Annotated in this window: 23 protein-coding genes; 14 read left to right on the top strand and 9 right to left on the bottom strand. The window is 67.3% G+C overall.

Annotated features, from left to right (window positions below; genetic code table 11):
- Window positions 1–101: 101 nt before the first annotated feature.
- Window positions 102–377, top strand: a complete 276-nt coding sequence (locus BPET_RS17665) for a hypothetical protein (protein WP_012250379.1) — start codon at window positions 102–104, stop codon at window positions 375–377.
- Between the two features lie 102 nt (window positions 378–479).
- On the opposite strand, the gene BPET_RS17660 is transcribed toward BPET_RS17665, so the two are convergent.
- From BPET_RS17660 to ypfJ, 3 genes are all read right to left on the bottom strand, one after another.
- Window positions 480–1,241: a hypothetical protein gene (locus tag BPET_RS17660; protein WP_012250378.1), complete on the bottom strand. Its 762-nt coding sequence runs from the start codon at window positions 1,239–1,241 to the stop codon at window positions 480–482.
- Window positions 1,238–1,774, bottom strand: coding sequence for a hypothetical protein (locus tag BPET_RS17655; RefSeq protein WP_041863054.1), 537 nt, complete (start codon window positions 1,772–1,774; stop codon window positions 1,238–1,240). The genes BPET_RS17660 and BPET_RS17655 overlap by 4 nt, the downstream gene beginning before the upstream one ends.
- A gap of 124 nt (window positions 1,775–1,898) precedes the next feature.
- Window positions 1,899–2,750, bottom strand: a complete 852-nt coding sequence (gene ypfJ, locus BPET_RS17650) for a KPN_02809 family neutral zinc metallopeptidase (protein WP_012250376.1) — start codon at window positions 2,748–2,750, stop codon at window positions 1,899–1,901.
- A gap of 42 nt (window positions 2,751–2,792) precedes the next feature.
- Between ypfJ and BPET_RS17645 the strand changes: the two genes are divergently transcribed.
- From BPET_RS17645 to BPET_RS26690, 5 genes are all read left to right on the top strand, one after another.
- A complete protein-coding gene (locus tag BPET_RS17645; protein WP_012250375.1) occupies window positions 2,793–3,416 on the top strand; it encodes an L-threonylcarbamoyladenylate synthase in 624 nt (207 codons plus the stop codon).
- A 12-nt stretch (window positions 3,417–3,428) separates the two neighbouring features.
- Complete coding sequence (locus BPET_RS17640; RefSeq protein WP_012250374.1) at window positions 3,429–4,076, top strand: site-2 protease family protein; 648 nt, start codon at window positions 3,429–3,431, stop codon at window positions 4,074–4,076.
- 85 nt (window positions 4,077–4,161) lie between these two features.
- Complete coding sequence (dapA, locus tag BPET_RS17635; protein WP_012250373.1) at window positions 4,162–5,061, top strand: 4-hydroxy-tetrahydrodipicolinate synthase; 900 nt, start codon at window positions 4,162–4,164, stop codon at window positions 5,059–5,061.
- A gap of 9 nt (window positions 5,062–5,070) precedes the next feature.
- Window positions 5,071–6,198 carry an outer membrane protein assembly factor BamC gene (gene bamC, locus BPET_RS17630; protein ID WP_085970220.1) on the top strand — a complete coding sequence of 376 codons (1,128 nt, stop codon included), beginning with the start codon at window positions 5,071–5,073 and terminating at the stop codon, window positions 6,196–6,198.
- A 149-nt stretch (window positions 6,199–6,347) separates the two neighbouring features.
- Window positions 6,348–6,569: a hypothetical protein gene (locus tag BPET_RS26690; RefSeq protein ID WP_173376844.1), complete on the top strand. Its 222-nt coding sequence runs from the start codon at window positions 6,348–6,350 to the stop codon at window positions 6,567–6,569.
- Window positions 6,570–6,820: 251 nt separating this feature from the next.
- Here the strand turns inward: BPET_RS26690 and BPET_RS17620 are convergent, their stop codons facing one another.
- Complete coding sequence (locus BPET_RS17620; protein WP_012250370.1) at window positions 6,821–8,014, bottom strand: cupin domain-containing protein; 1,194 nt, start codon at window positions 8,012–8,014, stop codon at window positions 6,821–6,823.
- The gene (gene mutS / locus BPET_RS17615; RefSeq protein WP_041864121.1) at window positions 8,011–10,611 is read right to left on the bottom strand and encodes a DNA mismatch repair protein MutS; all 2,601 of its coding nucleotides are present in this window, start codon (window positions 10,609–10,611) and stop codon (window positions 8,011–8,013) included. Before mutS ends, BPET_RS17620 begins: the two co-directional genes overlap by 4 nt.
- A 293-nt stretch (window positions 10,612–10,904) precedes the next feature.
- Here mutS and BPET_RS17610 point away from each other — a divergent pair, with 293 nt between their 5' ends.
- Window positions 10,905–11,123 (top strand): dodecin, encoded by a 219-nt coding sequence (locus BPET_RS17610; protein WP_012250368.1) that lies wholly within the window; start codon window positions 10,905–10,907, stop codon window positions 11,121–11,123.
- Window positions 11,124–11,238: 115 nt separating this feature from the next.
- Here the strand turns inward: BPET_RS17610 and BPET_RS17605 are convergent, their stop codons facing one another.
- Together BPET_RS17605 and BPET_RS17600 are read right to left on the bottom strand one after the other, a co-directional pair.
- Window positions 11,239–13,071 carry a PhoX family protein gene (locus BPET_RS17605; RefSeq protein WP_012250367.1) on the bottom strand — a complete coding sequence of 611 codons (1,833 nt, stop codon included), beginning with the start codon at window positions 13,069–13,071 and terminating at the stop codon, window positions 11,239–11,241.
- A gap of 96 nt (window positions 13,072–13,167) precedes the next feature.
- The gene (locus BPET_RS17600; RefSeq protein ID WP_041863053.1) at window positions 13,168–13,722 is read right to left on the bottom strand and encodes an NADPH-dependent FMN reductase; all 555 of its coding nucleotides are present in this window, start codon (window positions 13,720–13,722) and stop codon (window positions 13,168–13,170) included.
- A gap of 250 nt (window positions 13,723–13,972) precedes the next feature.
- Here BPET_RS17600 and BPET_RS17595 point away from each other — a divergent pair, with 250 nt between their 5' ends.
- The 6 genes from BPET_RS17595 (at window position 13,973) to BPET_RS17570 (ending at window position 20,609) form a co-directional block, all read left to right on the top strand.
- Entirely contained in the window at window positions 13,973–14,518 is a 546-nt protein-coding gene (locus BPET_RS17595; RefSeq protein ID WP_012250366.1) for an antibiotic biosynthesis monooxygenase, read from the top strand.
- Window positions 14,519–14,642: 124 nt separating this feature from the next.
- Complete coding sequence (locus tag BPET_RS17590; protein ID WP_012250364.1) at window positions 14,643–15,941, top strand: imelysin family protein; 1,299 nt, start codon at window positions 14,643–14,645, stop codon at window positions 15,939–15,941.
- Window positions 15,938–17,446 (top strand): di-heme oxidoreductase family protein, encoded by a 1,509-nt coding sequence (locus tag BPET_RS17585; RefSeq protein WP_041863052.1) that lies wholly within the window; start codon window positions 15,938–15,940, stop codon window positions 17,444–17,446. The genes BPET_RS17590 and BPET_RS17585 overlap by 4 nt, the downstream gene beginning before the upstream one ends.
- Window positions 17,447–17,469: 23 nt before the next feature.
- The gene (locus tag BPET_RS17580) at window positions 17,470–18,543 is read left to right on the top strand and encodes an imelysin family protein (RefSeq protein WP_012250362.1); all 1,074 of its coding nucleotides are present in this window, start codon (window positions 17,470–17,472) and stop codon (window positions 18,541–18,543) included.
- Window positions 18,533–19,630 carry a DUF1513 domain-containing protein gene (locus tag BPET_RS17575; protein WP_041863051.1) on the top strand — a complete coding sequence of 366 codons (1,098 nt, stop codon included), beginning with the start codon at window positions 18,533–18,535 and terminating at the stop codon, window positions 19,628–19,630. The genes BPET_RS17580 and BPET_RS17575 overlap by 11 nt, the downstream gene beginning before the upstream one ends.
- A gap of 139 nt (window positions 19,631–19,769) precedes the next feature.
- A complete protein-coding gene (locus tag BPET_RS17570; RefSeq protein ID WP_012250360.1) occupies window positions 19,770–20,609 on the top strand; it encodes a mechanosensitive ion channel family protein in 840 nt (279 codons plus the stop codon).
- On the opposite strand, the gene BPET_RS17565 is transcribed toward BPET_RS17570, so the two are convergent.
- Window positions 20,610–21,368, bottom strand: coding sequence for an IclR family transcriptional regulator (locus BPET_RS17565; protein ID WP_012250359.1), 759 nt, complete (start codon window positions 21,366–21,368; stop codon window positions 20,610–20,612).
- Window positions 21,369–21,540: 172 nt separating this feature from the next.
- Here BPET_RS17565 and BPET_RS17560 point away from each other — a divergent pair, with 172 nt between their 5' ends.
- Window positions 21,541–22,533: a Bug family tripartite tricarboxylate transporter substrate binding protein gene (locus BPET_RS17560; protein ID WP_012250358.1), complete on the top strand. Its 993-nt coding sequence runs from the start codon at window positions 21,541–21,543 to the stop codon at window positions 22,531–22,533.
- 122 nt (window positions 22,534–22,655) lie between these two features.
- Here the strand turns inward: BPET_RS17560 and BPET_RS17555 are convergent, their stop codons facing one another.
- Window positions 22,656–23,423, bottom strand: coding sequence for an RNA methyltransferase (locus BPET_RS17555; RefSeq protein WP_012250357.1), 768 nt, complete (start codon window positions 23,421–23,423; stop codon window positions 22,656–22,658).
- Window positions 23,424–23,517: the final 94 nt, after the last annotated feature.

Raw genomic sequence — 23,517 nt, 5'->3', positions numbered from 1 at the left:
GCGGGCAAGGGCGAGGTGCATGTCCAACGGCGGCTTCGTTACAAAACTTATCAGGTTTGTAAACAAATGCGCGGTATGCTGGCCCTAGAGAGGGCCTTTGAGTGCATCAGAACAATTTGATCTACAAGGGGTATCGGCTGACAGCCAAAGTCGCACGCGGCAACCCCGATGAAGGAACGGCAAACGCGCCGGGCTCCCCTGTCTTTACTGCATCGGTGTTCGTGGTGCAGGCTGACTCCGTACAGGAACATGGCGACGAATACGTGGTGCCCGGCTTCGCCGATGGCAACTACGTGTACAGCCCGCGCGAGGCTGTGCACGAAGCCATCAGTCATGGCTGCGCCATCGTCGACGCGCTGACCGGAGTCGTCAACTAGGCAGGATCGCCGCGCAATGCAACGGTGTCCGGCACGCAGCTGCCCGACACCTTTTCGCGTCGGCCATCCGTGCCGGCGCTCAGTTGGCATTCCGGTTGGCGTTCAGTCGGCGAAAATCTCGGCCCAGCTGCGCGCCTTGCCCAACGGCCGTACCGTGGCCGATTGTTCCAGAATGGACACGGCCTTGCTGAGTTCTTCGGCCGATGCGCCGTCTTCCAGGATGACCAGGCGGCGGTTCGCCGCATCGGCCATTTTCACGTCGGCCATTTTCCCGTGGGTCTGGTAGACCTGCGTCCAGTCCATTTTCTTGCCGGCTTTCAGGGCGATAGGTTCGATGTAGGTCAATGTCTCGCCCGTGGCGCTGCGCACGGCATAGGCAAAATCGGCCATGTGGCCGCTGCTGGCCTGCGCCCTGGCGCCTTGCATCAGCCGCTTGCCCACGGCTTCGGCCAGGGTGCGCCCGACTTCGGCGCGAAAGCGCAGGCGGCTGAACTTGGGCATCCATTGGGTGCACTGGAAGCTCAGCGCCGTGGCCAGTTTCACGGCTTCCCAAACGGCTTCCTGCAGGTGCGCGGCCGGGCCGCTGGCGACAATGGCGCCGGTTTTGTCGAAGCGCGCCAGCCCGATGCCGGGCGCCTGGTTCAGCAGGTCCAGGCGCTTGGCATTCAGCTCGATGCCATAGGCGGCGGCGTGCATGGCGGCCGCGCCGGCGTCGGTCAGGTAGAACGACTGATCGTCGGGCTGGGCAATGAAGAATGCTCCGTGCTGGCCATCCAGGCCCATGGGCACCGGGGTCACGGCGCGCACGGCGCGGTCGCCGGCCGGCAGGACGGTCCATCCGGCGGCTTGCAGGAACGCGGTCATAGCAGTAGTTCGATTTGGCGGCCCTTCATGGGGTGGGCAAAGCCCCCCGTCAGGACCAGATTGGCCTGCCGCAGGAAATACGGGATCAGGGCGGCAATATCGTCCAGCGCCGGCTCTACGGGTTCGGCATAGCCTTCGCCGTCGTCATGCCAGACGTGGCGGTGAGTGCGGTCGGCCAGCACGCCACGGTAGTGTTGCCTGCCCTTGCCGACCAGGCTGGTGTGGAAGGCGTCGCCGGTATCCACGCCGGCAACCCGGTGCGGGCCCACGAACAGGCTGGCCGAACAGGCTTCGGCCAGGGCAATGACGGCCTGGCCATGCACGGCAGTGCGGGCGGGGCGGTAAATGGCGCGGAAGATGATGTCGTCGCGGGCTTCGCCGCGCAGCCGGCAGGCCGACGAAAATTCCATCCATTGAGCGTGGCCGGCGGCGGGGCGCGGCGCCCAGGCGACCGGTTTAACGGTTTCCTTGGGTTCGGCCAGAATGTCGCGGACTTCGGCCGGCGTAATAAGGGGAGCTTGCGTATTGGCCATGGGCCGCTGTCGTGTCGTTTTGTCCGGGCAGGCCGGCCCGGGCGGGCCGGCGGGCGCGATGCCGGGCATCGCAAAGGGCCGTAATCTTACAAGAACGCGGCCGCGCAGGGCCGGCCGCGCGGTTTCAAAGCGTGTCGGCCGAAAACGTATCGCACTGGCGCAGGTCGCCGCTGTCGAGGCCGCGCTTGAACCAGCGCACCCGCTGCGCGGACGATCCATGGGTGAACGCGTCGGGCACCACATAGCCCTGGCTTTTCTTTTGCAGGGTGTCGTCGCCGATGGCGGTGGCCGCGTTCAGGCCTTCTTCGACGTCGCCGCTTTCAAGAATATTGCGGGCCTGGTCGGCGCGGCGCGCCCACAGCCCGGCAAAGCAGTCGGCCTGCAGTTCCATGCGCACTGACAGCGCGTTGGCCTGGCTGGGGTTGCGCTGGCGCAGGCGGTCGACCTGGTCGGAGATGCCCAGCAGGCGCTGCACATGGTGGCCGACTTCGTGCGCGATGACGTAGGCCTGGGCGAAGTCGCCTGGCGCGTTCAGGCGGCGTTCCATTTCGTCGAAGAAACTGAGGTCGATATAGACCTTGCTGTCGCCCGGGCAGTAGAACGGCCCCATGGCGGCCTGGCCCGTGCCGCAGGCGGTGGGGGTGGCGCCGCGGAACAGCACCAGCCGGGGAGCGATGTACTGGCGGTTGAGGTTCTGCTGGAAGATGGCGCTCCAGGTGTCTTCGGTTTCGCCCAGCACCTTGGCCACGAAGCGCGCCTGGGGATCGTTGGCGGGCGGCTGGCTGGGCGCCTGCTGCTCGACGGGCGCCGGGCCTTCGGCCATTTGCAGCACCACCGCGGGATCGACGCCGAAATAAATGGCGACCAGCGCCAGCACGATCGTGCCGATGCCGATCGAGCCGCGCCCGCCCAGCCGGGGGCCGCTCGAGCGGCGATCTTCGATATTCCGGCTTTCCCGCGAATCGTCCATGCGCATGTGTTTCTCCTGAGCAAGCGCCAAGGATGCTAGGATAAACCCATGGCCCTATTTTTCTCTATTCATCCCGACAATCCGCAGCCCCGCCTGCTCAAGCAGGCCGCGCAGTGGCTGAACGACGGCGGCCTGGTGGCGGTGCCCACCGACTCCAGCTACGCCGTGGCGGCCCACCTCGATGACAAGGCGGCGGCCGACGCGCTGCGGCGCCTGCGCGGGCTGGACGAGCGCCATCACCTGACGCTGCTGTGCCGCGACCTGGCCGAAATCGGCCATTTCGCGCGGGTCGACAACCGCCAGTACCGCCTGCTGAAGGCGGCCACGCCGGGGCCCTGGACCTTCATTCTGGAAGCCACGCGCGAGGTGCCGCGCCGGGTGTCGCATCCATCGCGCAAGACCATCGGCATTCGCGTGCCGCAGCATGCGGTCACCCTGGCGCTGCTCGAGCAGGTGGGCGCGCCGCTGCTGTCCACCACGCTCATTCCCAAGGGCGAAGACGACGCCCTGAACGACGCCGAAGACATCCGCGATCGCTACGCGCATGATCTTGCCGCCATCATCGACGCCGGCGCCTGCCCGCAGTCGCCCACCACGGTCATCGACCTTACCGGCGATGAACCCGCCGTCCTGCGCCGCGGCCGCGGCGACCCGGCCTCGCTGGGCCTCTGACTCTCTTTCATCATGTCCGATCTCATCCAGGCCATCGCGATCTACGCGATTCCCGTCATTTTCGCCATTACGCTGCACGAGGCGGCGCATGGGTACGTGGCCCGCATGCTGGGCGATCCCACCGCGCAGCAGGCCGGGCGCATTACCCTGAACCCCATGCGCCACATCGACCCGGTGGGCACGCTGCTGGTGCCGGTGGGCATTCTGCTGATGTCCAAGCTGATGGGCGGGCCGGCCATGCTGTTCGGCTGGGCCAAGCCGGTGCCGGTTGATTTCGGCCGCCTGCGCCGCCCCAAGAAAGACATGCTCTGGGTGGCCCTGGCGGGGCCTGCCGCCAACCTGCTGATGGCGATTCTGTGGGTTGTATCCATGCGCCTGTACCTGGCCGGCGGGCTCGAAGAAGGCTACTGGTACCAGATGGCCATGGCGGGCGTTAACGTCAACCTGGTGCTCATGGCCCTGAACCTGCTGCCCATCCTGCCCCTGGATGGCGGGCGCATTCTTTTCAGCCTGCTGCCCAACCGGCTGGCCTGGCAGTATTCGCGCATCGAACCGTACGGTCTGGTTATCGTATTGCTGCTATTGGTTACCGATGCGCTGTGGACCCTGATGCAGCCCATTCTGCAATTGGGGACGGCCATCGTCACCTGGTTCTTGTAAGGCCCAATATCCGTTAAACTCGGCGACTCGACTGACTCAGTTCATCGCCCGGGGCCTGTCGTCCCGGGTCCGGAGCCCATTTTTCATGGCATCCCCCGCCGAAACTATCCAATTCCAGGGCAGCATGGTGGCGCTGGTCACCCCCATGCAGCCCGACGGCAGCCTCGACTACGCTGCCTACCGTTCGCTGATCGACTGGCATATCGCCGAAGGCACCGACGCCCTGGTCGTGGTGGGCACGACCGGCGAATCGCCCACGGTTTCCATGGACGAGCACGCCGAGCTCATCCGCGTTGCGGTCAAGCATGCGGCCGGCCGCATCCCGGTCATTGCCGGGGTGGGCGCCAACTCCACCGACGAAGCCATCCACCTGTCGCGCCACGCCAAGGCCGTGGGCGCGCAAGCGGGCCTGTCGGTGGTGCCGTACTACAACAAGCCTTCCCAGGAAGGCCTGTACCGCCATTTCCGGGCCGTGGCCGAAGCAGTCGACCTGCCCACCGTGCTGTATAACGTGCCCGGCCGCACTGTGGCCGACATGTCCAACGAAACGGTGCTGCGCCTGGCGCAAGTGCCGGGCATCATCGGCATCAAAGACGCCACCGGCGATATCGGCCGTGGCGCGTTGCTGATCCGCGAGGCGCCGGCCGGCTTTCAGGTGTTCAGCGGCGACGACCCCACCGCCACCGCGCTCATTCTGCTGGGCGCGCGCGGCAATATTTCCGTTACGGCCAACGTGGCGCCGCGGCTCATGCACGAGCTCTGTGCCGCCGCGTTGGCGGGCGACGTACCCAAGGCGCGCGAACTTAACGCGCGCCTGGCGCGTCTAAACAAGGCCTTGTTCGTCGAGGCCAATCCCATTCCTGTGAAATGGGCGCTGGCTCAAATGGGCCGTACTGAGCTGGGTTACCGGCTGCCCCTGGTGGAACTGGGCACGCAACACCACGACACGGTACGCCGCGCGCTCCAGGAAACGGGCCTGCTCTAAATAGTGAGGATGCGTATGAATCAACGTCATGCCGCTGCGTCGGCATTGATGGCCCTGGCATTGTTGGCGGGCTGCAGCGATGTCAACGAGTTGCTGGGCAACGGCGAGTCGGTTGACTATAAAAGCACGCGGCGTGGCGAGCCGCTCAGCATTCCGCCCGACCTGACCCAGGCTTCCAGCGACCCGCGCTACCGCGCGCCGGCGTCTGGCAGCACCACTTATTCGCAGTACCAGCAGCAAGGGCAGCAGCAGGTGGCTTCGGCCACGCAAACCACCAATGTGCTGCCGCAGCGCGAAGACATGCGTGTCGAGCGCGACGGCGACCTGCGCTGGCTGGTGGTCGAACGCCCGCCCGAAGAAGTCTTTCCCAAGGTGGTCGACTTCTGGACCGATACCGGTTTTACCGTCAGCACCAACAGCCCCAAGGCTGGCCTGATCGAAACCGACTGGGCGGAAAACCGCGCCAAGATCCCCGAAAGCTGGCTGCGCCAGGCGCTGGGCTCCATCCTGGACACCGCCTGGGATAGCGGCGAACGCGAAAAATTCCGCACTCGCGTCGAACGCGTCAACGGTCACACCGAAGTCTACATCTCGCACCAGCAGATGATCGAAAAGCGCACCGGTCCCGACGACGCCCAAGTGGCGTGGGAGCACGGCCGCGAAGATCCGGGCCTGAACGCCGCCATGCTGGCGCGCCTGATGGTCTATCTGGGCACCGATGTCGACAGCGCCCGCAAGCTGGTGGCGCAGGCGGAAGCCTCGCCGCAGGCGCCCAAGGTGCAAGACGTGCGCGCCAATGGCGCGATGCTGGTGGTCGACGAGTCGTTCGATCGCGCCTGGCGCCGGGTGGGCGTGGCGCTCGACTCCGGCGGTTTCGCCGTCGACGACCGCGACCGCTCGGCTGGCGAGTACTTCGTGCGCTACGTCGACACCGACACTGGCGCCAAGAACGAACAGCCCGGCTTCTTCAGCCGCCTGTTCTCGGGCGACAAGAAAGCCCAGGCCGCGCAATACCGCATTCACCTGGCCCAGGACGGCGCCCAGACCCAGGTCACGGTGCTCGACAGTTCCGGCCAGCGCGACAACAGCGCCACGGCGCAGCGGCTGCTCAGCGTCCTGAAAGACAAAATGACCTGATCCGCCGGGCCCGGGCGCCCACTAAAAAGGCCGCGACATTGCTGTCGCGGCCTTTTTTTTCCTGCCTGCGCGAGGCAGGGGGGTCAAACCTGGCGTGTTACGACCCCGAGGAAGCCGGAGGGGTCGAGCCGCCGCCAGGCGCAGGGGTGGTGGAGCTGTCGGGCGCCGGCGTCGTGGGAGCGGGGGTCGAAGGCGCGGGGCTCGACGGCGCGGGGCTCGACGGCGCGGGGCTCGACGGCGCGGGCATGGTGGTCGACGGCTCGGAGCCGGCCGGGCTCGCGGTGTCTTCCTTCTTGTCGCAAGCGGTCAGCGCGACGGCAACAACCGAAGCAAGAATCAAGGTTTTGCTGATCATGTTGGACTCCTGTTAGATGACGATCATGCGGCCCTGTTTAGGGGAAACCAGTGTCCCGTTAGGGGAAACCAGTAGTCAGGCTACAGGAATCAAGCAGGTGCTGACGTGTGGAAATTAAAGCGGTGGCATCCAGAACGTAACAACCTTTACGTATAAGTGTGGAGCATGTCGTGATGTTTCATGCGGCGCGCACACCTTAGCGTTCTGTGCAGGATGGACACGTTTAGGTGTCCGGATCGTACAAAACAGGCGGCGCCCGCGTGCGCCTTAGCTGGGACGATAGTGCAGCCAGCCGGCATCCAGCCAGTCGGCCAGGCATTCCCGCGCCGCGCTGCCCAGGCGCCGGCAGCGCGGATCGGCGCAGGCCAGGCGCCGGTCGTCGGCCAGCGCGCGCAGGGCCGCGCTGGCGGGCGCTTGGGCGGTTTCGCCGTTGATGAACACCTGCCGGCCGCGATACAGCATGCGGGTGCGCCGGTCGAGCTCCAGCATGCCGCCGGCCGGCCAGTCGGACGCCAGGTCGATGCCGTCGGGCGGCGCGGCATCGAAAACAGCCAGGTTGCTGGGCTCGGTGAGCCAGCAGCCCAGGAAGCGCGCCGCCAGCGCGTCGTCGAAGCGCACCTTGGCCAGGGTGTCGAGCGTGGCTTGCACCAGCGCGTCGGGCAGGGCAGCGGGCGTGTCGACCGCGGGTTGGTCCGGGTCGCGGTACAGCGCGTCCAGGCGTCGCCCGGGCAGCGGCGGCTCGCCATAGGGGCCGCCCAGCAGGCCGATGCGGGCCATGGCCTGGTCGGCGGCGGCTTCGAGCAGCCCGCGCGCCAGGGCGGCCTGCGTGGGGGCACGAAAGCCGATGGAAATGGTCATGCAATCGTCGCCCACCGCGATACCGTCGTGCGCGGCTTGCGGCGGCAAGTACAGCATGTCGCCGGGTTCCAGCACGACATCGTGCTCCGGCGTGAAGTGGCTGAGTATCTTCAGGGGCAGGCCGGGCTGCAGCGACAGGTCTTGCTGGCGTCCGTAGCGCCAGCGGCGGCGGCCTGCCGCCTGCAGCAGGAACACGTCGTAGCTGTCGAAGTGCGGCCCCACGCCGCCGCCATCGGAGGCCACGCTGATCATGATGTCATCGAGCCGGGCGTCGGGGATGAAACGGAACTGCTGCAGCAGGGCCGAGGCGGCGTCGCTGTGCAAGTCTACGCTCTGCACCAGCAAGGTCCAGTCGGGTTCGCCGGCCTTGGGCAGGCGCGCAAAGGGGCCTTGTTCCATTTGCCAGGCGCCGTCTTCGCGCCAGATCAGGCGCGATTCGACGTCGTCGCGGCGCGCCAGCTTCTTGAGCGCGGCGATGTTCAGCGGCGGCTTGAAGCCGGGGATGGCCTGCCGGATCAGCAGGGGCTTGCGCTGCCAGTAGCGGCGCATGAAGTCCGCGGGGCTGAGCCCGCCCAGCAGCGTCAGGGGCAGGTGGGTTTTCATGGCATGCAGGCCTTCAGGCGGTACAGGGCGTCCAGCGCTTCGCGCGGCGTCAGGCTGTCGGGATCGATCTGGGCAAGCTCATCGCGCAGGGCATGCAGGGCGGCGGCTTCGCCGGACTGGTCGCTGGCCGCGCCGGCCTGGGCATCGGCTTCGATGGCGGCGGCGAACAGGCCCAGTTGCGGGGTGGGCGCGCCTTGCGCTTCCAGGCGTTCGAGCTCGCGCGAGGCATGGCGGATGACCGCGGCGGGCACGCCGGCGCGCTGCGCCACCTGGATGCCGTAGCTGCGGCTGGCCGGGCCGTCGCGCACCTCGTGCAGGAACACGATGCCGCCCGCCGATTCGGCGGCGGCCAGATGCGCGTTGGCCGCCGTGGGCTGCTCGGCCGGCAGGCGCGTCAGTTCGAAATAGTGGGTGGCGAACAAGGTCAGGGCGCGATTGTGGGTGACCAGGCGCAATGCAATGGCCCAGGCCAGCGCCAGGCCGTCGTAGGTGGAAGTGCCGCGCCCGATCTCGTCCATGAGCACCAGGCTGTGCGGCGTGCTGGCCGCCAGGATGGCGGCCGCCTCGGTCATTTCCATCATGAAGGTCGAACGCCCGCCCGCCAGGTCGTCGGCCGCGCCGATGCGGGTGAAGATGCGGTCGAGCTTGCCGATGGTGGCGCGCTGCGCCGGCACGAAGCTGCCGGTGCGCGCGAGCAGGGCGATCAGCGCCACCTGGCGCATGTAGGTGGATTTGCCGCCCATGTTGGGGCCGGTAATCAGCAGCATGCGGCGCGTGGCGTCCAGGCGGCAGCCGTTGGGCGTAAAGCGCTCGATGGCCCGTTCCACCACCGGGTGGCGGCCGGCCTCGATATCCAGTTCGGCCTGGTCGGTAAGCTCGGGGGCGGTCCAGTCATGGCGTCGCGCGTGCTCGGCCAGGGCGGCCAGAGTGTCCAGTTCGGCCAGCGCGCCCGCGCAATCGGACAGCGGGCGCACGTGCTCGGCCAGCGTGTCGAGCAGTTGCTCGTACAGCCATTTCTCGCGCGCCAGCGAGCGGTCTTGCGCCGACAGCACCTTGTCTTCCCATGACTTGAGCTCGGGCGTGATGTAGCGTTCGGCGTTCTTGAGCGTCTGGCGGCGGCGGTAGTCTTCGGGCACCTTGTCGGTCTGGCCCTTGGTGACTTCGATGTAGAAGCCATGCACGCGGTTGAATTCGACTCGCAGGTTGCCGATGCCGGTGCGCTCGCGCTCGCGGGCTTCGAGCTGCACCAGGAAATCGCCGCCGTCGGCGGCCAGGGCGCGCAACTCGTCGAGCTCGGCATCGAAGCCCGTGGCGATGACGCCGCCGTCGCGAATGGCCACCGCCGGCTCCTGGGCGATGGCGCGGCGCAGCAGGTCGGCCAGGGCGGGATCCAGTTGCAGGTGCCCGGCCAGTTCAGCCAGGCGCGGCGAGGCGCTTAGCGGCGCCACCAGTTCGCGCAGCGCGGGCAGGGCTGCCAGGGCGTCGCGCAGGCTGGCCAGTTCGCGCGGCCGTACCGAGCGCAGCGCCAGCCGCGACGAGATGCGTTCGACATCGGGAAACGCATCCAGCGCGTCGCGCAGAGTTTCCAGCAGGCCGGCCGCGCCGAACGCCGGGGCGACATCCGTGCGGCCGGCCAGCAGGGCCGAGATGGCCTGCTGGCGCGCCAGCGCGGGGGCGTTGTCGCGCAGCGGATGATGCAGCCAGCGCCGCAGCAGCCGGCTGCCCATGGGCGTGCGGCAGCCGTCCAGCAACGAGAACAGCGTGGGAGACTCTTCGCCGCTGAGGGTCTGGGTAAGCTCGAGGTTGCGGCGCGTGACGGGGTCCATCAGCACGTATTGGCCGGGCCGGTCGACCGCGATGCCCTGCACATGCGCCAGCGTCTGCGATTGAGTGCGCGCGGCGTAGCGCAGCAGCGCGCCGGCCGCGCAGATGGCCGCGGGCATGTCGTCGACGTCGAAGCCGGCCAGGGTGTCGGTCTTGAAGTGGGCGAGCAGGTGCGCCCGCGCGCCGTCGCTTTCGAAGTGCCAGTCGGGCACGCGGGTGCGCGCGCCCTCGAAGGCCAGCGCCGGATCGGCGCTTTCGGCGCACACCAGCTCGGCGGGTGCGACGCGGTGCAGTTCGGATTCGATCTGGGCCGGCGCGCATTCGGTGACGCGGAATTCGCCGCTGGCCAGGTTCAGCCACGCCAGGCCGGCGCGCGGGTTGCGCGCCTTGCCGCCCAGGAACACGGCCGCCAGGGCGCGGTCGGCCTTGGCCGGAAGCAGGGCTTCGTCGGTCAGGGTGCCGGGCGTGACGATGCGCACGATGCGCCGTTCGACAGGCCCCTTGGCGGCGGCGGGGTCGCCGATCTGTTCGCAGATGGCCACCGATTCGCCCAGGGCCACCAGGCGCGCCAGGTATTGCTCCATGGCATGCACGGGCACGCCTGCCATGGGAATGGGCGTGCCGTTGGACGCGCCGCGCTTGGTCAGCGTCAGGCCCAGCAGGCGCGCGGCGCGCTCCGCGTCTTCGTAGAACATTTCATAGAAATCGCCCATGCGGTAGAACAGCAGCAACGGGCCGGCCTCGGCCTTGAGGCGTAAATATTGCTGCATCATGGGCGTATGGCCCGCCAGGTTCTCCGTGGAAGGACTGCGGGCTTCCACGCCGGCGTTGTGATTGTGCGCGCGTTGCTTCGACATTGGGAACGGGTTCGTCAATCTTGGGTGATCCAACATCACCTATTAGAACCCATCCGCGGACCGGTTCGCGCATGCCGGCGTGCGCCGGCATGGCGTTTGCGCATAGGCAGGCGCGCCGCGCCGTGCCACAATGGGTCGACCCGGCCGGGCAGGCCGGGCCGGCGGCCCGCCGCCCCGGCTTGCCGCTACTTTCTTGCGGGAGACGAACGATGTCCAACAGCCACGTGTACAAGCAAATCGAACTGGTGGGATCGTCCACCAAGTCGTCCGATGATGCCGTCGTGCAAGCCATTGCGCGCGCTTCGGAAACTCTGCGCAATCTAGACTGGTTCGAAGTTACCGAGGTGCGCGGTCACATCAAGAATGGCCAGGTCGCGCACTGGCAGGTCGGGCTGAAGATCGGCATGCGGCTCGAAGACGGCGAGTAAGCGCCGGCCGCCGGCGGCGGCCGGCAGGGCCATCCGCGTCATGCGAGCCGTGCCGGCGCCATGAACCTTGCGGGGCGGCAGCGCGGCCCGCCGCCCCATGCCCGGCGCGCCCGTGTCAGGCGCCGACCGGCCTGCCGTCTTCGCGGCGCACCACCACCGTGGCCGAGCGGGCGTCTCCGCCACCGGCGCGCACGGTGTTCCATGCGCCGTTCGGGTGCTGGATGTTGATGAAGAACGTGGTCAGGTCTTCGTTGTAGGCGATACCCGTGATCTCGCAGCCAACCGGGCCCACCAGGAAGCGCTTCGACTCGCCGGTCGTCTGGTCGATGTAGTACATGGCGTTGTGGCCGAATTCATCGGCGCCGGTAGCGCCCGAGTCGGTCTGCACCCACAAGCGGCCGCGCGTGTCGACGCGGATGCCATCGGGGCTGGAGAACGTATCGCCGTTGATGGTGCCGGTGATGTTCTCGGCCTTGCCTTGCGCTTCGTCATAGCCGGCCAACAGCAGCAAATCCCATTCGAAGGTGGTGGCCAGCGGCGAGTCGCCGCGCTCTTTCCAGCGCACGATGTGGCCGTGCGAATTATTGGTTCGCGGGTTTGCCGCGCTGGTGCGTCGGCGACCGCCATTATTGGTCAGCGTGCAGTACAGGGTCTTGTCCTGGCCCACGGTGATCCACTCGGGGCGGTCCATCAGGGTGGCGCCGGCCACGCGCGCGGCGGCCTTGGTGTTGATCAGCACATCGGCCTGCGAGTTGAAGTCGATAATCTGCTGCGCCGGCAGCGAGCCGGGGGCGACCTGGGTGTAGTTGCCCGGGTCCACGGCGCCGGCGGTCAGGCCGTTCTTGCCTACAGTCAGCTCTACCCAGTTGCCCGAGCCATCGTCATTGAAGCGCGCCGCGTACAGCGTGCCTTCGTCGAGCAGGTTGGCGTTATTGGCGCGATTCGACGGATCATAAGCGCGCGAGGGAACGAACTTGTAGATGCAGCCGGGCGTGCCGTCGTCGCCCATGTAGAAGGCGACGCGGTTGTCCTTGTCCAGCATGTAGGCGGTGTTTTCGTGATCGAAGCGGCCCAGCGCGGTCCGCTTGACGGCCGTGGAGGTCGGCTGGTGCGGGTCGATCTCGACCACCCAGCCATAGCCTTCTTCGGGCTGGGTGGGGTCCCAGTAGTTGTCCGTGGTTTCTTCGCAGGTCAGGTAGGTGCCCCACGGCGTGTTGCCGCTGGAACAGTTATTCAGCGTGCCGACCACGGTGGGGCCGATGACGGCCGCGGCCGGGCCGCTCACGTTGTAGACGGTGTTGCCGGTGTAGCGTTTGTTGTACGACGAATTGGGGTTGACCGACCACTTGCCGTCGTCGCCACGCGCGATCTCGATAACCGACACGCCCACGTTCGACAGATTGGTGCGCACCGCGTCGGTGGACAGGTCGAGCGTTTGGCGGTCGACGTTTTCGTGGTTCAGGACCAGCAGGCCGCCCTTGTTGGGGTCCACGCCGTCCAGGGCGTAGAAGTGCATGCCGTCATGCTGGCCGCCGGCCTGGTTCTCGGTGGCCGGGTACGACTGGGGCGTGCCGCTGTAGCCCAGCGAGCCGATCATGCACTTGTCGCCGGCCGAATACAGCACTTCGGCAACGTAGCCTTCGGGAACCAGTACGGTGTCGGGCGTGAGATTGTCGGCCAGGGGCGTGAAATTTACCGAGTAATCGGCAGAGGGGGCGGCGCCGCCGCCATTGGCGGGGCCGTCGTCGTCATCGTTGTCGCTGCCGCTGCCACAGCCCGCCAGCGTTGCGCCGAATACAGACAGCAGCGACAGCCCCACGCTGTTCTTCAATAGTGTGCGCCGGCCGGGGTTGGCGGCGACGATGTCGTCGAACATCTGGCCCGGCACCGTGATTTCTCCTTCTGCTTCACGGCGCGGGGCACGCAACTTGTCTGTCAAGTAGGACATTGAAACCTCTCTGAGTTGGCGGGTGTTTAAGCTGGAGGTCAGCAAACAGGCCGAGAGGTTACGTGGCGAGTATGACGAGTTGATTGCGACGCGGGATCAGCCAGAGTGCTTGGCCACCCAGGCGACGTAACGGTCGAGCCAGCCTTGCAGGAATTTGCGGGTGCCTTCGTTGGTGATGGTGTATTGGTCGTCTATCAAGCCTTCGGTGGTTTGCAGGAAGACTTCCGGCGTGGTCAACACGTTGACGCCTTCCGCGGCCAGGATATTGCGCAGGTGCTGCTGCGCCATGGCGGTGCCGGCCGCGCTGGGCGAGGTGCCCACGATGCCGCCGGCCTTGCCGGGCCAGGAGTTCTGGCCCCATGGGCGCGAGCCCCAGTCGATGGCGTTTTTCAGTGCCGCGGGGATCGAACGGTTGTGCTCCGGGGTGACGAACAGCAGGCCGTCGGCGCTGGCGATGAGCGCTTTGAGCTTCGCGGCCGCGGGCGGCATGGACATTTCGTCGTCCTGGTTGAACAGGGGCACGTCCCCCAGGCTGGCGTATTCGAACTTGACGTTCTCGGGCAGCAGTTTTTCCAGGGCACGCGCCAAACGCAGGTTGATGGATGCGGCCCGCAGGCTGCCGACAAAAACCGCAATCTTGTAGGTGCTCATTGCGCATACTCCTTGGGTTGAGAGAGCGCCCAGTGTAGACCTGCGTTGGGCCATGCTCAATATCGCACCGGCGCGGTGCAGTGGCGCGCCGCCACGGCGCGGCATCGCGCGCGGCGGTGCATGGCGGGCGCGAGCCGGCGGCGTTTGCGGGGCGGGCGGCCGGGGCCGCCGCCTGGCACAAGGTTTGCTTGGAAAGAGGGCAGAAGGCCCGCGGATTGCAAGCGAGGCCACACGCAGCAAGGAGTACCGCATGAACACAAGTCTTCCCGCCCCGATCACCATGCTGGTGACGCGCCATATTTCCCCCGACCGCTACGGCGACTTCCTGGCGTGGCTGCGCCAGGGCGAGATACTGGCCGCGGGCTTTCCGGGATTTCTGGGGTCGGGAGTGCTGCAGCCGCCCGAAGGGGGCGACCAGTACCAGATCGTGCTTCGCTTTAACGACGAGGCCAACCTCGCGCGCTGGGAAAATTCGCTGCCGCGGCGCATGTGGCTAGAGCGCGGGGCGGGCCTGGTGCGCGCCAGCCGTGTGCATCGGGCCAGCGGTATGGATACCTGGTTCGGCCCGCCGCGCAGCGCGCCGCCGCGCTGGAAACAGGCGGTCAGCATCTGGCTGGCGTATTTCCCCATGCTGCTGCTGTTCAGCACGTTGTTCAACGAGCAATTGAGCGCCATGCCTTTGTTCTGGCGCGTGCTGATCACTACCGCCTGCATGACGCCAGTGCTGTCGTTCGTATGCATCCCGGTCGTCACCCGGCTGTTGCGAGGATGGCTGCAACCGGCCGTGCAAGGCTGATAATCATTACTGACAATTCACTGAATATTGAACGAAAATTGTTTACACTTGCATCGGTAAATCTTCATCCCGAAAGGCGCGGCCACGCGGGGCGCGCTTTTCAACAACAAAGGAGAGTATTCCGATGCGCAAGTTGCTCTACGGCGCGCTGCTGGCGGCCACCCTGGCCGCGGGCGTGGCCCAGGCGGCCGCCGAACCCAAGGCGGTGGTGCAGACCTATGCCGATATCGCGCTGGCTGGCTATGAAGACTCGCTGGCTTCGGCACAGGCCTTGCGCGCCGCAGTCGAAGCGTTGATCGAGCAGCCCAGCGCGCAGACGCTGCAGGCCGCGCGCGCGGCGTGGCTGGCGGCGCGCGTGCCGTATCAACAGACCGAGGCTTTCCGCTTCGGCAACCCGGTGGTCGACGACTGGGAAGGCAGCGTGAATGCCTGGCCGCTGGACGAAGGCCTGATCGATTACGTAGATGCCTCGTACGGCACCGAGAGCGATCAGAACGCGTTCTACGCCGTGAATGTGATCGCCAATTCCAAGATTTCCGTGGGCGGCAAGACCATCGACGCCACCACCATCACGCCCGAGCTGCTGGCCGAGACACTGCACGAGGCGGACGGCAACGAAGCCAACGTCGCCACCGGCTACCATGCCATCGAATTCCTGCTGTGGGGCCAGGACCTGAACGGCTCCGGCCCGGCTCCGGCCGACCGCCAGGGCACGCCCCAAGAGCGCCATGCCGGCAACCGTCCGCACACTGATTTCGACCCCGCCCAATGCACGGGAGGACATTGCGAACGCCGTGTGCAGTACCTGCGTGCGGTCACCGACCTGCTGGTTGCCGACCTGGAAACCATGGTGGCCAACTGGAAGGCGGATGGCCAGGCGCGCAAGGCGGTCGAGCAGGACCCCAAGGCTGGCCTGGTCGCCATGCTGACCGGCCTGGGCAGCCTGTCGTACGGCGAACTGGCGGGCGAGCGCATGAAGCTGGGCCTGATGCTGCACGACCCGGAAGAAGAGCACGATTGCTTCTCCGACAACACCCACAACTCGCATTTCTATAACCAGATCGGCATCCGCAACGTGTACCTGGGCAGCTACGCCCGCATAAACGGCAAGACCGTCGCGGGCGCCAGCGTGTCCGACCTGGTCAAGGCGCGCGATCCCAAGCTGGACGCCGAAATGCGCGCCAAGCTGGACGCCACCGTGGCTGCCATGCAGGCCATGCGCGACCGCGCCGACAAGGTTGAAACCTACGATCAGATGATTGCCAGCGGCAATGCCGAAGGCAATGCCGTGGTGCAGGCCGCCATCGATCGCCTGGTCGACCAGACCCGCAGCCTGGAGCGCGTGATTGCCGTGCTTGAGTTGGGCGAAGTGGCGCTGGAAGGTTCGGACAGCCTGGACAAGCCGGAAGCCGTATTCCAGTGAGCAAGATCGTAGTGGCAGTATTGGCGGCGCTTGCCACGTCGGGCGCCACCGCGCAATCCGCCCAGCGCGACGACCTCGGCGTCGAAGACCGCGACCGCGTCGCCAGGGTTACCGCGCCGACCCGCGATTTTTCCCGGGCCGAGACGTTCGAAACCCTGCCGGCCGGCGCCGGCACCACGCGCAAACTGGTCAATGCCGACATTTTTTCGCATCCCTCGGCCAACTTGACCTTCGAAGGCCGTCAGCAGTTCCTGGTGGGCAACGGGCTGTTCCGCAAAGACTGGGTGTCGGCGCCGTCGTCGACCCAGGCTTCGGATGGCCTGGGGCCGCTGTTCAACGCCCGGTCTTGCCAGGCATGTCATACCAAGGACGGCCGCGGCACCGTGCCCGGCTTCGACCCGCTGGAGCGCACCGACGCCGTGGCGCTGCTGTTGCGCCTGGCCGTGCCGCCCAGCACCGATGAACACCGCCGCCTGCTGGCGTCGGGCGAGCTGCCATTCGTGCCCGAGCCGGTGTATGGCTCGCAATTGCAGAACTTCGCCGTGGCCGGGCTGCCGGCGGAAGGGCGGCTGGAGATCGAGTACGAGCCGGTGGCGGTGGCGCTCAATGGTGGCGAGACCGCCACGCTGATGAAGCCTGTCTACCGGATCGAAGACCCGGGCTACGGGCCGCTGCGGGACGACGTGCAGATCTCGCCGCGCCTGGCGCCGCCGATGATCGGCCTGGGCCTGCTCGAAGCCGTGCATCCCGCCGACATTCTGGCCAATGCGGCGGCCGACCACGGCGATGGCATCAGCGGCCGGCCGAACTGGGTGCGCGATGCCCGCAGCGGCCAGACCGCGCTGGGCCGCTTTAACTGGAAGGCCAGCCAGCCTACGGTCGAACAGCAAAGCGCGGTGGCGTTTTCCAACGACATGGGGCTGTCTACGCCTCTGTTTCCCAGTCACTACGGCGAATGCACGGCGGCGCAGCCGGCCTGCTTCGATATGCCACACGGCGCGCAGCCGCGCCTGGGCGAGCATGAAGTGCCCGGCGAGCTGATGGACTTCGTCACGACCTACGCGGTCAACTTGGCGGTGCCACAGCGGCGCGACGTCGACGACGCGCGCGTGCTGGCGGGCAAGAAGCTGTTCTACGAAGCCAATTGTGTGGCCTGCCACGTCCCCAAATACGTGACCCGGCGCGATGCCGAGCGCCCGGAACATCGCTTTCAGTTGATCTGGCCGTACACCGACCTGCTGCTGCACGACATGGGCGAGGGTCTGGCGGATGGCGTGTCCGAAGGCCAGGCCAGCGGCAGCGAATGGCGCACGCCGCCTTTGTGGGGCATCGGCCTGACGCGCACCGTCAACCCTAACGCGACCTGGCTGCACGATGGCCGGGCGCGCACGCTGCTTGAAGCCATTCTGTGGCATGGTGGCGAAGCCCAGGCGGCTCGCGACCGCGTGGTAGCCATGACGCCGCAGCAGCGCGCCGACCTGATCCGTTTCCTGGAGTCATTGTGAGCAGCCCGGCAAAGAGAGTGAATATGCTGATAAGCAAGCGGCTGTTGGCTGCCGCTCTGGCGCTGGCGCCATTGGCCGCGCCGGCGGCGCCGCCGGCCGACCTGGGCCAGCGCCTGGCAGACCGTTATGTGCGGCCCGCCATGGCGGAGCTTGCCCAGCGGGCGGAAGGCCTGGAAAAAACCCTGGACGCCTGGTGCAGGCAGGGCGGCGGGCCGGATGGCGCGCCGGGCGTGCGCCAGGCCTTCGGCCAGACGGCGCTGGCCTGGTCGGGCGTGGAGTTCTTGCGCTTCGGCCCGCTGGTGCAAGGCAACCGCTACGAACGGCTGGTGTTCTGGCCGGATACGCGCGGCGTCATGCAGCGCCAAGTGCGCGCGCTGCTATCGCAGGCCGACCCGGCCGCCCTGACGCCCGGCGCGCTGGCCGGGCGCAGCGTCGCCCTGCAAGGCTTGCCGGCCCTGGAATACGTGCTGTATGACGAGCCGGGCCTGCTCGATGCGCCGGCCGGCAACGCGCCAGATTACGCTTGCCGCTACGCCGTGGCGGTGGCCGCCAATATCGCCGGCGTGGCGGGCGAACTGCGCCAGGCATGGAGCGTGCAGGGCGATTTCGGCAGCCAGTTCACCGCGCCGTCGGCCGACAGCGACCTATACCGCAGCCAGCAGGAAGTGGCGGCCGAGGCCGTCAAGGCCCTGTCGACCGGCCTGCAGTTCGTCCGCGCCGTGAAGCTCGCGCCCATGCTGGGCGATTCGCCCCAGGCCGCCCGGCCCAAGCGCGCCGCGTTCTGGCGCAGCGGCATGGCCGTGCCCATGCTCGCGACCAGCGTGCGCGGCATGGGCGCGTTCTACGATGCGGGCGGCTATCGCTACGCCGCCGACGCAGACTGGATCGACGCGTCGTTGCGGGGCGAGTTCGGCGCTGCCGCTGCCGCTCTTGCGGCGGTGGATGTTCCGCTGCAGCAGGCCGCCGCCGATGTCGACGCATGGCAGCGGCTGGCGTTGGCCGCGCTGATCCTGAAAAACGCCAAGGATATTGTCGATCAGCATGTCGCGCCCGCATGGGGCGTGACCATAGGATTCAATGCCCTCGATGGAGATTGACCGCCGCCGCTTCCTGGCGCTGGCCGCCACGGCGGGCCTGGCGCCGGCCACGCTGCGCGCCGCCGGCGCCGCGCCCCTTTATGTGGCCGCGCGCCGCGCCGGCGGGCGCTACGAAGCCGTCGTGCTCGACGCGCAGGGCCGCGACCGCCAGGTGGTGCCCATGCCGGCGCGCGGCCACAGTTTCGCGCTGGACGCGGCGCGCGGCCGCGCCGTCGTGTTCGGGCGCCAGCCCGGCTTTTTTGCCGTGGCCTTTCACATCGACGGTTCCCGGCCGCCGGTAGCCTTGCAGGCGGCGCCCGGGCGGCATTTCTTCGGCCATGGCGTGTTCCTGCCCGATGGCCGGCGCATGCTGGCCACCGAGAACGACTATGAGGCCGGGCAAGGCGTGCTGGGCGTGTATGACGCCTCTGCCGGCGGCGGCTACCGCCGCATCGGCGAATTCGCTACCGGCGGCATCGGCCCGCACGAAGTCGTGCTGTTGCCGGATGGCAAGACGCTGTGCGTGGCCAATGGCGGCATTCTGACGCACCCTGACTACGGCAAGCTGGAACTCAACCTGGACACCATGCGGCCGTCACTGGCTTATATCGACGCGGCCGACGGCCGCCTGCTCGAACAGGTCGAGCTGCCCCGGCAATACCATCGCCTGTCGATCCGGCACCTGGCCCTGGCGGCCGATGGGGCCGTGTGGTTCGGCTGCCAGCACACCGGCCCGGCGGGCGAGCGGCCGCCGCTGGTGGGGCGCCATCGCCGCGGTGGCCAGCCCGAGCTGTATGGCGGCCCCGACGACGTGCTGCGCGGATTCCGCAATTACATTGGGTCGGTGGCGGCGGACCCGTCCGGCGGCATCATCGCCACCAGCAGTCCGGTGGGCGGGCAGGTGGTGTACTGGGATACAGCCAGCGGCCGCTGCCTGGGCCTGACTCGCCTGGCCGACGGCTGCGGCGTGGCGCCGCTGGCGTCCGGGCGGTTCCTGGCCAACAGCGGCATGGGGGCGCTGGTGCAAGCCGGGCCTGGCCTGGCTGCGCAATCCATTCTGGCGCCGTCGCCCGGCCTGTCGTGGGACAACCACTTCCGCCGGCTCTGACACGCGCCGGGCGATTCGCGTGCTTGTCCAGGAACGCGCGCCACACTACGCCATGGCCATCTGATAAAGTTTTCAAACCTTCAATTTCTGCGCGCCCGGGCGTGAGCTTGGGCGCGCGCAGTACTGGGTGGGAGCCCGCATGAGCGAATATTTGGTAAACCTGGAAACCCTGATGCCGCGTCTGGCCGACGGGGCGTTCAACATAGTCATGGCGCTGGCCATATTGTTGATCGGCTGGTGGGCGTCGACGCTGCTGGGCCGCTGGGTGCGGCGCGTTGCGACGCGTTCGTCGCGCATCGATCCCACCATCGTGCCCATGTTCTACAGCGTGGTGGTGTGGACGGTGCGCATCTTCACGGTAATTGCCGTGCTGGCGCGTTTCGGCGTGCAGACCGCCAGCCTCATCGCCGTGCTGGGCGCTGCCGGCCTGGCCGTGGGCCTGGCCTTGCAGAACACTTTGCAGAACATCGCTGCCGGCATCATGCTGCTGATTTTGCGTCCCTTGCGCGCGGGCGAATACGTGGCCTTGAGCAGCGGCGCTGAAGGCACCGTGGTCGAAGTCGGCCTGTTCCTGTGCCGCCTGGTGCAGGTCGACGGCATTTATATTTCGCTGCCCAACAGCGTGGTGTGGAACGCCACCATCACCAACTACAGCCGCAACGTCACGCGGCGCCTGGATATCCCTGTCACCGTCCACTATGACGACAATCTGGACGAGGCGCTGGCGCAACTGAACCGGCTGGTGGCCAACCACGCCATGGTGCAGAAAGACCCGGCCCCGCTGATCAAGGTCAGCGAATACAAAGACAACGGCACTGTCGTCAATGTGCGCGTCTGGTGCGCCGCGGCCCAGTACTGGGATCTGCGCTGGGATCTGTTCCACCAGATTCGCCTGACGCTGGGAGCGGCGGGATTCAAGCCGCCCATTCCCGTGCGCCAGATCCAGGGCCAGCCCAAAGACGCGGCCCCGCTGGCCTGATCAGGCGCGCAGCGACAGGCGCGCCAGTTCGGCGTGAATCCACCCGGCGATCTCGCGCTGGCGCGGCGCCGGCATGCGGTCGATGATGGCCGTGACGCTGATGGCCAGGATGGGGGCGCCTTGCGGGTCCAGCAGGGCGCATCCCACGCCCAGCGCGCCGCGCACCGCGTGGTTGCCTACGACCGCGTAGCCGCGCGCCCGCGTGTTTTCGATCAGCCGGTGCATTTCATGCGGCGTCATGCCGCCGTATTCATCCAGGTAGCCCGAATTGCGCTCCACGATGCTGTGCGCCACCGGGTCGGGCAGGGCGGCCAGCAGCGCCATGCCGCCCGAACCCACGCCCAGCGGCTGCCGCTTGCCGGCGTAGGTGGCCAGGATCTGCACTGGGTAGCCGCCTATCTCGCGGTGCAGGCTCACCGATTCATCTCCTTCGCGCACCACCAGGAAAACGGCGTCGCCCGTGCGCTCGGCCAGCCGCCGCAGAATGGGCAGGGTCTGGCTGACGCGCGGGTCCGGGGTGGCCGCGTCGGTACAGGTGGCCCATTGGGCGCGGTATTTCTTGGTGCCCGGCACGGCCAGCACCAGCCCCGAATCCAGCAGCGCGGCCAGCAGCCGGTAGATAGTGGGGCGCTGGATGCCCGTCATGCGGGCGATATCGGTGACGCTGAGCCCGCCGGCGCCCTGGTCGCGCAGCGCGGCCAGCACGGCCAGACCGCGCCGCAGCGTGCGCGGGCCGGAAGAACTCTCTGAAGTGGACATGCAACCCTCGGTAAATCGCGACGAATCGAGGCCGTAAAGTATGGGGGCAGGGAAAACCCACTGTCCGTAGCGTGGACTCTACCTTGCCGAAAATAGCATGACTAGTGGAAAATCGCCGCTGTAACAAAGTTTAGTGCGTCCGTCCTACGGACAATTTCACAGGAGACACTACATGACCAAAGGTCAGAAACCCCGCTTCCTGCGCCATGCCGTCACGCTGCTGGCCGGTGCCCTGGGGGCGCTCGCGTTGGGCGCCAGCGCCCAGGCTGCCTATCCGGACAAGCCCGTGCACATCGTGGTCGGCTTTTCGGCAGGCGGGACTACCGACGTCATCGCCCGCATCATGGCCAAGGAACTCACCGAAGAGCTGAAGCAGTCCTTCGTGGTCGAGAACAAGCCTGGCGCCGGCAGCAACATCGCTACCGATTACGTCAAGCGGGCTGAACCCGACGGCTACACGCTGCTGTTCGTGGCCGTTACCAGCGCCATCAACCAGACGCTGTACAAGAACATTTCGTTCGACCTGACCAAAGACTTCGCGCCGGTCGCCCTGGGCGCCAAGGTGCCCAACATCCTGGTGGTGAACCCGCAGGTGCCGGTTAAGTCGGTGAAAGAACTGGTCGACTACGCCAAGGCCAACCCCGGCAAGCTGGCGTTCGCCTCGTCCGGCAGCGGCACGTCCATCCACATGGCGGGTGAACTGTTCAAGCTGCGTGCCGGCCTGGACGTGCTGCACGTGCCGTACAAGGGCAGCGCCCCGGCCGTTACCGACCTGATCGGCGGCCAGGTGCAGTTCATGTTCGACAACATGCCGTCGTCGTGGCCCCACGTGAAGGGCGGCAAACTGCGCGCCCTGGCCGTTACCACGGCCAAGCGCTCGCCTACCGCTCCCGACCTGCCCACCATGCAAGAATCGGGCTTCGAGAAATTCGACGTGTCGTCGTGGTTCGGCCTGATCGCGCCGGCCGGCACGCCGCCCGAAGTGATCGAGAAGCTCAACGCCGTGATCGTCAAGGCGCAGGACAACCCCGAAGTCCAGAAAGCCTTCGCGGGCCTGGGCGCCGTGGGTGAGAAAACCACGCCGGCCGAGTTCGGCGCGTTCATCAAGTCCGAAGTCGAGAACTGGGCCCCGGTGGTCAAGGCCTCGGGCGCGCAAGTCGACTAAGCTGCCGCCGCGGCACAGCCAGGTGTCGGGTTTTGCAGGCGCCCGACACCGTACGATCAAGGCTGTCGCCGCATGCCTGGCGCTTTAATCGGTGCCTGGCCCCCAGACGGGAGCCAGGCACCTTATTTTTTGCGCAGCATCGCCGTGCACACCCCGCGCAGCATGTCGATTTCGTCGCGGGTCAGGGCGCTGCGGCTGAACAGGTGGCGCATGCGCGGCATCAGCTTCTTGGGGTGGGCAGGGTCCAGGAACTGCACGTGCACCAGCGCTTCCTGCCAGTGCGCCAAAAACGCCTGCACCGCCTCGCTCGTGGCCAGGGCGGCGCCCGGGTCGGGCTGCTGCGCGGTGGACGCGGGCAGCAGCGTGGCCCCGTTGGCCCGCAGCAGCGCGTAACGCAGCTCCCACGCCGCCAGTTGCAGCGCCTGTGCGACGTTCAGCGAACTGTATTCGGGGTTGGCCGGAATATGGCAGATGCGCTGGCACAGGGCGATCTGGGCGTTGGTCAGGCCGGCCCGCTCGGTGCCCAGCACCACGGCGGCGCAGCCGGACCCTGGCGCGGCCAGGTGCTGGCTGGCCAGCTCCGCGGCCTGGCGGATGTCACAGGGCGGGGGGCCCAGGTCGCGTACGCGGGCCGTCAGCGCGAAGGCCAGCGTTACCGGGGCCAGGGCCTCTTCCAGGGTGGCGCAGACCCGCGCGCGCTCCAGCACGTCGGTGGCGCCGCTGGCCAGGGCTACCGCCTCGGGCTGGGACGTCATGTCCGGGTAGCGGGGCTCGACCAGCACCAGATCGGCAAAGCCCATGGTCTTGATGGCACGGGCCGCCGAACCCACGTTTCCGGGGTGACTGGGCTGTACCATGATGAACTGGACGCGTGAAAATGCTTGAGTCATTTAAAATGGCAAGTTTGGCTTAACGCCTTCCTGGTTTTTCGGGCCGTTGCCGCGGGGAAATCCCGCTATTTCGGCAAGGCCGCCCGGGTGGCAG

It is taken from the genome of Bordetella petrii, from assembly GCF_000067205.1.
GTDB classification, from domain to species: domain Bacteria; phylum Pseudomonadota; class Gammaproteobacteria; order Burkholderiales; family Burkholderiaceae_B; genus Bordetella_A; species Bordetella_A petrii.
This window is presented reverse-complemented; position numbering and strand designations above follow the sequence as displayed.

Excerpts from the sequence above, each read along its gene's own strand:
- BPET_RS17595 (WP_012250366.1), top strand. The coding sequence starts at position 13,973 with ATGAACACAAGTCTTCCCGCCCCGATCACCATGCTGGTGACGCGCCAT.
- BPET_RS17610 (WP_012250368.1), top strand. The coding sequence starts at position 10,905 with ATGTCCAACAGCCACGTGTACAAGCAAATCGAACTGGTGGGATCGTCC.
- BPET_RS17555 (WP_012250357.1), bottom strand. The coding sequence starts at position 23,423 with ATGACTCAAGCATTTTCACGCGTCCAGTTCATCATGGTACAGCCCAGT.
- mutS (WP_041864121.1), bottom strand. The coding sequence starts at position 10,611 with ATGATGCAGCAATATTTACGCCTCAAGGCCGAGGCCGGCCCGTTGCTG.
- BPET_RS17600 (WP_041863053.1), bottom strand. The coding sequence starts at position 13,722 with ATGAGCACCTACAAGATTGCGGTTTTTGTCGGCAGCCTGCGGGCCGCA.
- BPET_RS17565 (WP_012250359.1), bottom strand. The coding sequence starts at position 21,368 with ATGTCCACTTCAGAGAGTTCTTCCGGCCCGCGCACGCTGCGGCGCGGT.
- bamC (WP_085970220.1), top strand. The coding sequence starts at position 5,071 with ATGCGTATGAATCAACGTCATGCCGCTGCGTCGGCATTGATGGCCCTG.
- BPET_RS17655 (WP_041863054.1), bottom strand. The coding sequence starts at position 1,774 with ATGGCCAATACGCAAGCTCCCCTTATTACGCCGGCCGAAGTCCGCGAC.
- BPET_RS17605 (WP_012250367.1), bottom strand. The coding sequence starts at position 13,071 with ATGTCCTACTTGACAGACAAGTTGCGTGCCCCGCGCCGTGAAGCAGAA.
- BPET_RS17640 (WP_012250374.1), top strand. The coding sequence starts at position 3,429 with ATGTCCGATCTCATCCAGGCCATCGCGATCTACGCGATTCCCGTCATT.
- BPET_RS17575 (WP_041863051.1), top strand. The coding sequence starts at position 18,533 with ATGGAGATTGACCGCCGCCGCTTCCTGGCGCTGGCCGCCACGGCGGGC.
- BPET_RS17660 (WP_012250378.1), bottom strand. The coding sequence starts at position 1,241 with ATGACCGCGTTCCTGCAAGCCGCCGGATGGACCGTCCTGCCGGCCGGC.
- BPET_RS17570 (WP_012250360.1), top strand. The coding sequence starts at position 19,770 with ATGAGCGAATATTTGGTAAACCTGGAAACCCTGATGCCGCGTCTGGCC.
- BPET_RS17590 (WP_012250364.1), top strand. The coding sequence starts at position 14,643 with ATGCGCAAGTTGCTCTACGGCGCGCTGCTGGCGGCCACCCTGGCCGCG.
- BPET_RS17620 (WP_012250370.1), bottom strand. The coding sequence starts at position 8,014 with ATGAAAACCCACCTGCCCCTGACGCTGCTGGGCGGGCTCAGCCCCGCG.
- dapA (WP_012250373.1), top strand. The coding sequence starts at position 4,162 with ATGGCATCCCCCGCCGAAACTATCCAATTCCAGGGCAGCATGGTGGCG.
- BPET_RS17580 (WP_012250362.1), top strand. The coding sequence starts at position 17,470 with ATGCTGATAAGCAAGCGGCTGTTGGCTGCCGCTCTGGCGCTGGCGCCA.
- ypfJ (WP_012250376.1), bottom strand. The coding sequence starts at position 2,750 with ATGCGCATGGACGATTCGCGGGAAAGCCGGAATATCGAAGATCGCCGC.
- BPET_RS17645 (WP_012250375.1), top strand. The coding sequence starts at position 2,793 with ATGGCCCTATTTTTCTCTATTCATCCCGACAATCCGCAGCCCCGCCTG.
- BPET_RS17560 (WP_012250358.1), top strand. The coding sequence starts at position 21,541 with ATGACCAAAGGTCAGAAACCCCGCTTCCTGCGCCATGCCGTCACGCTG.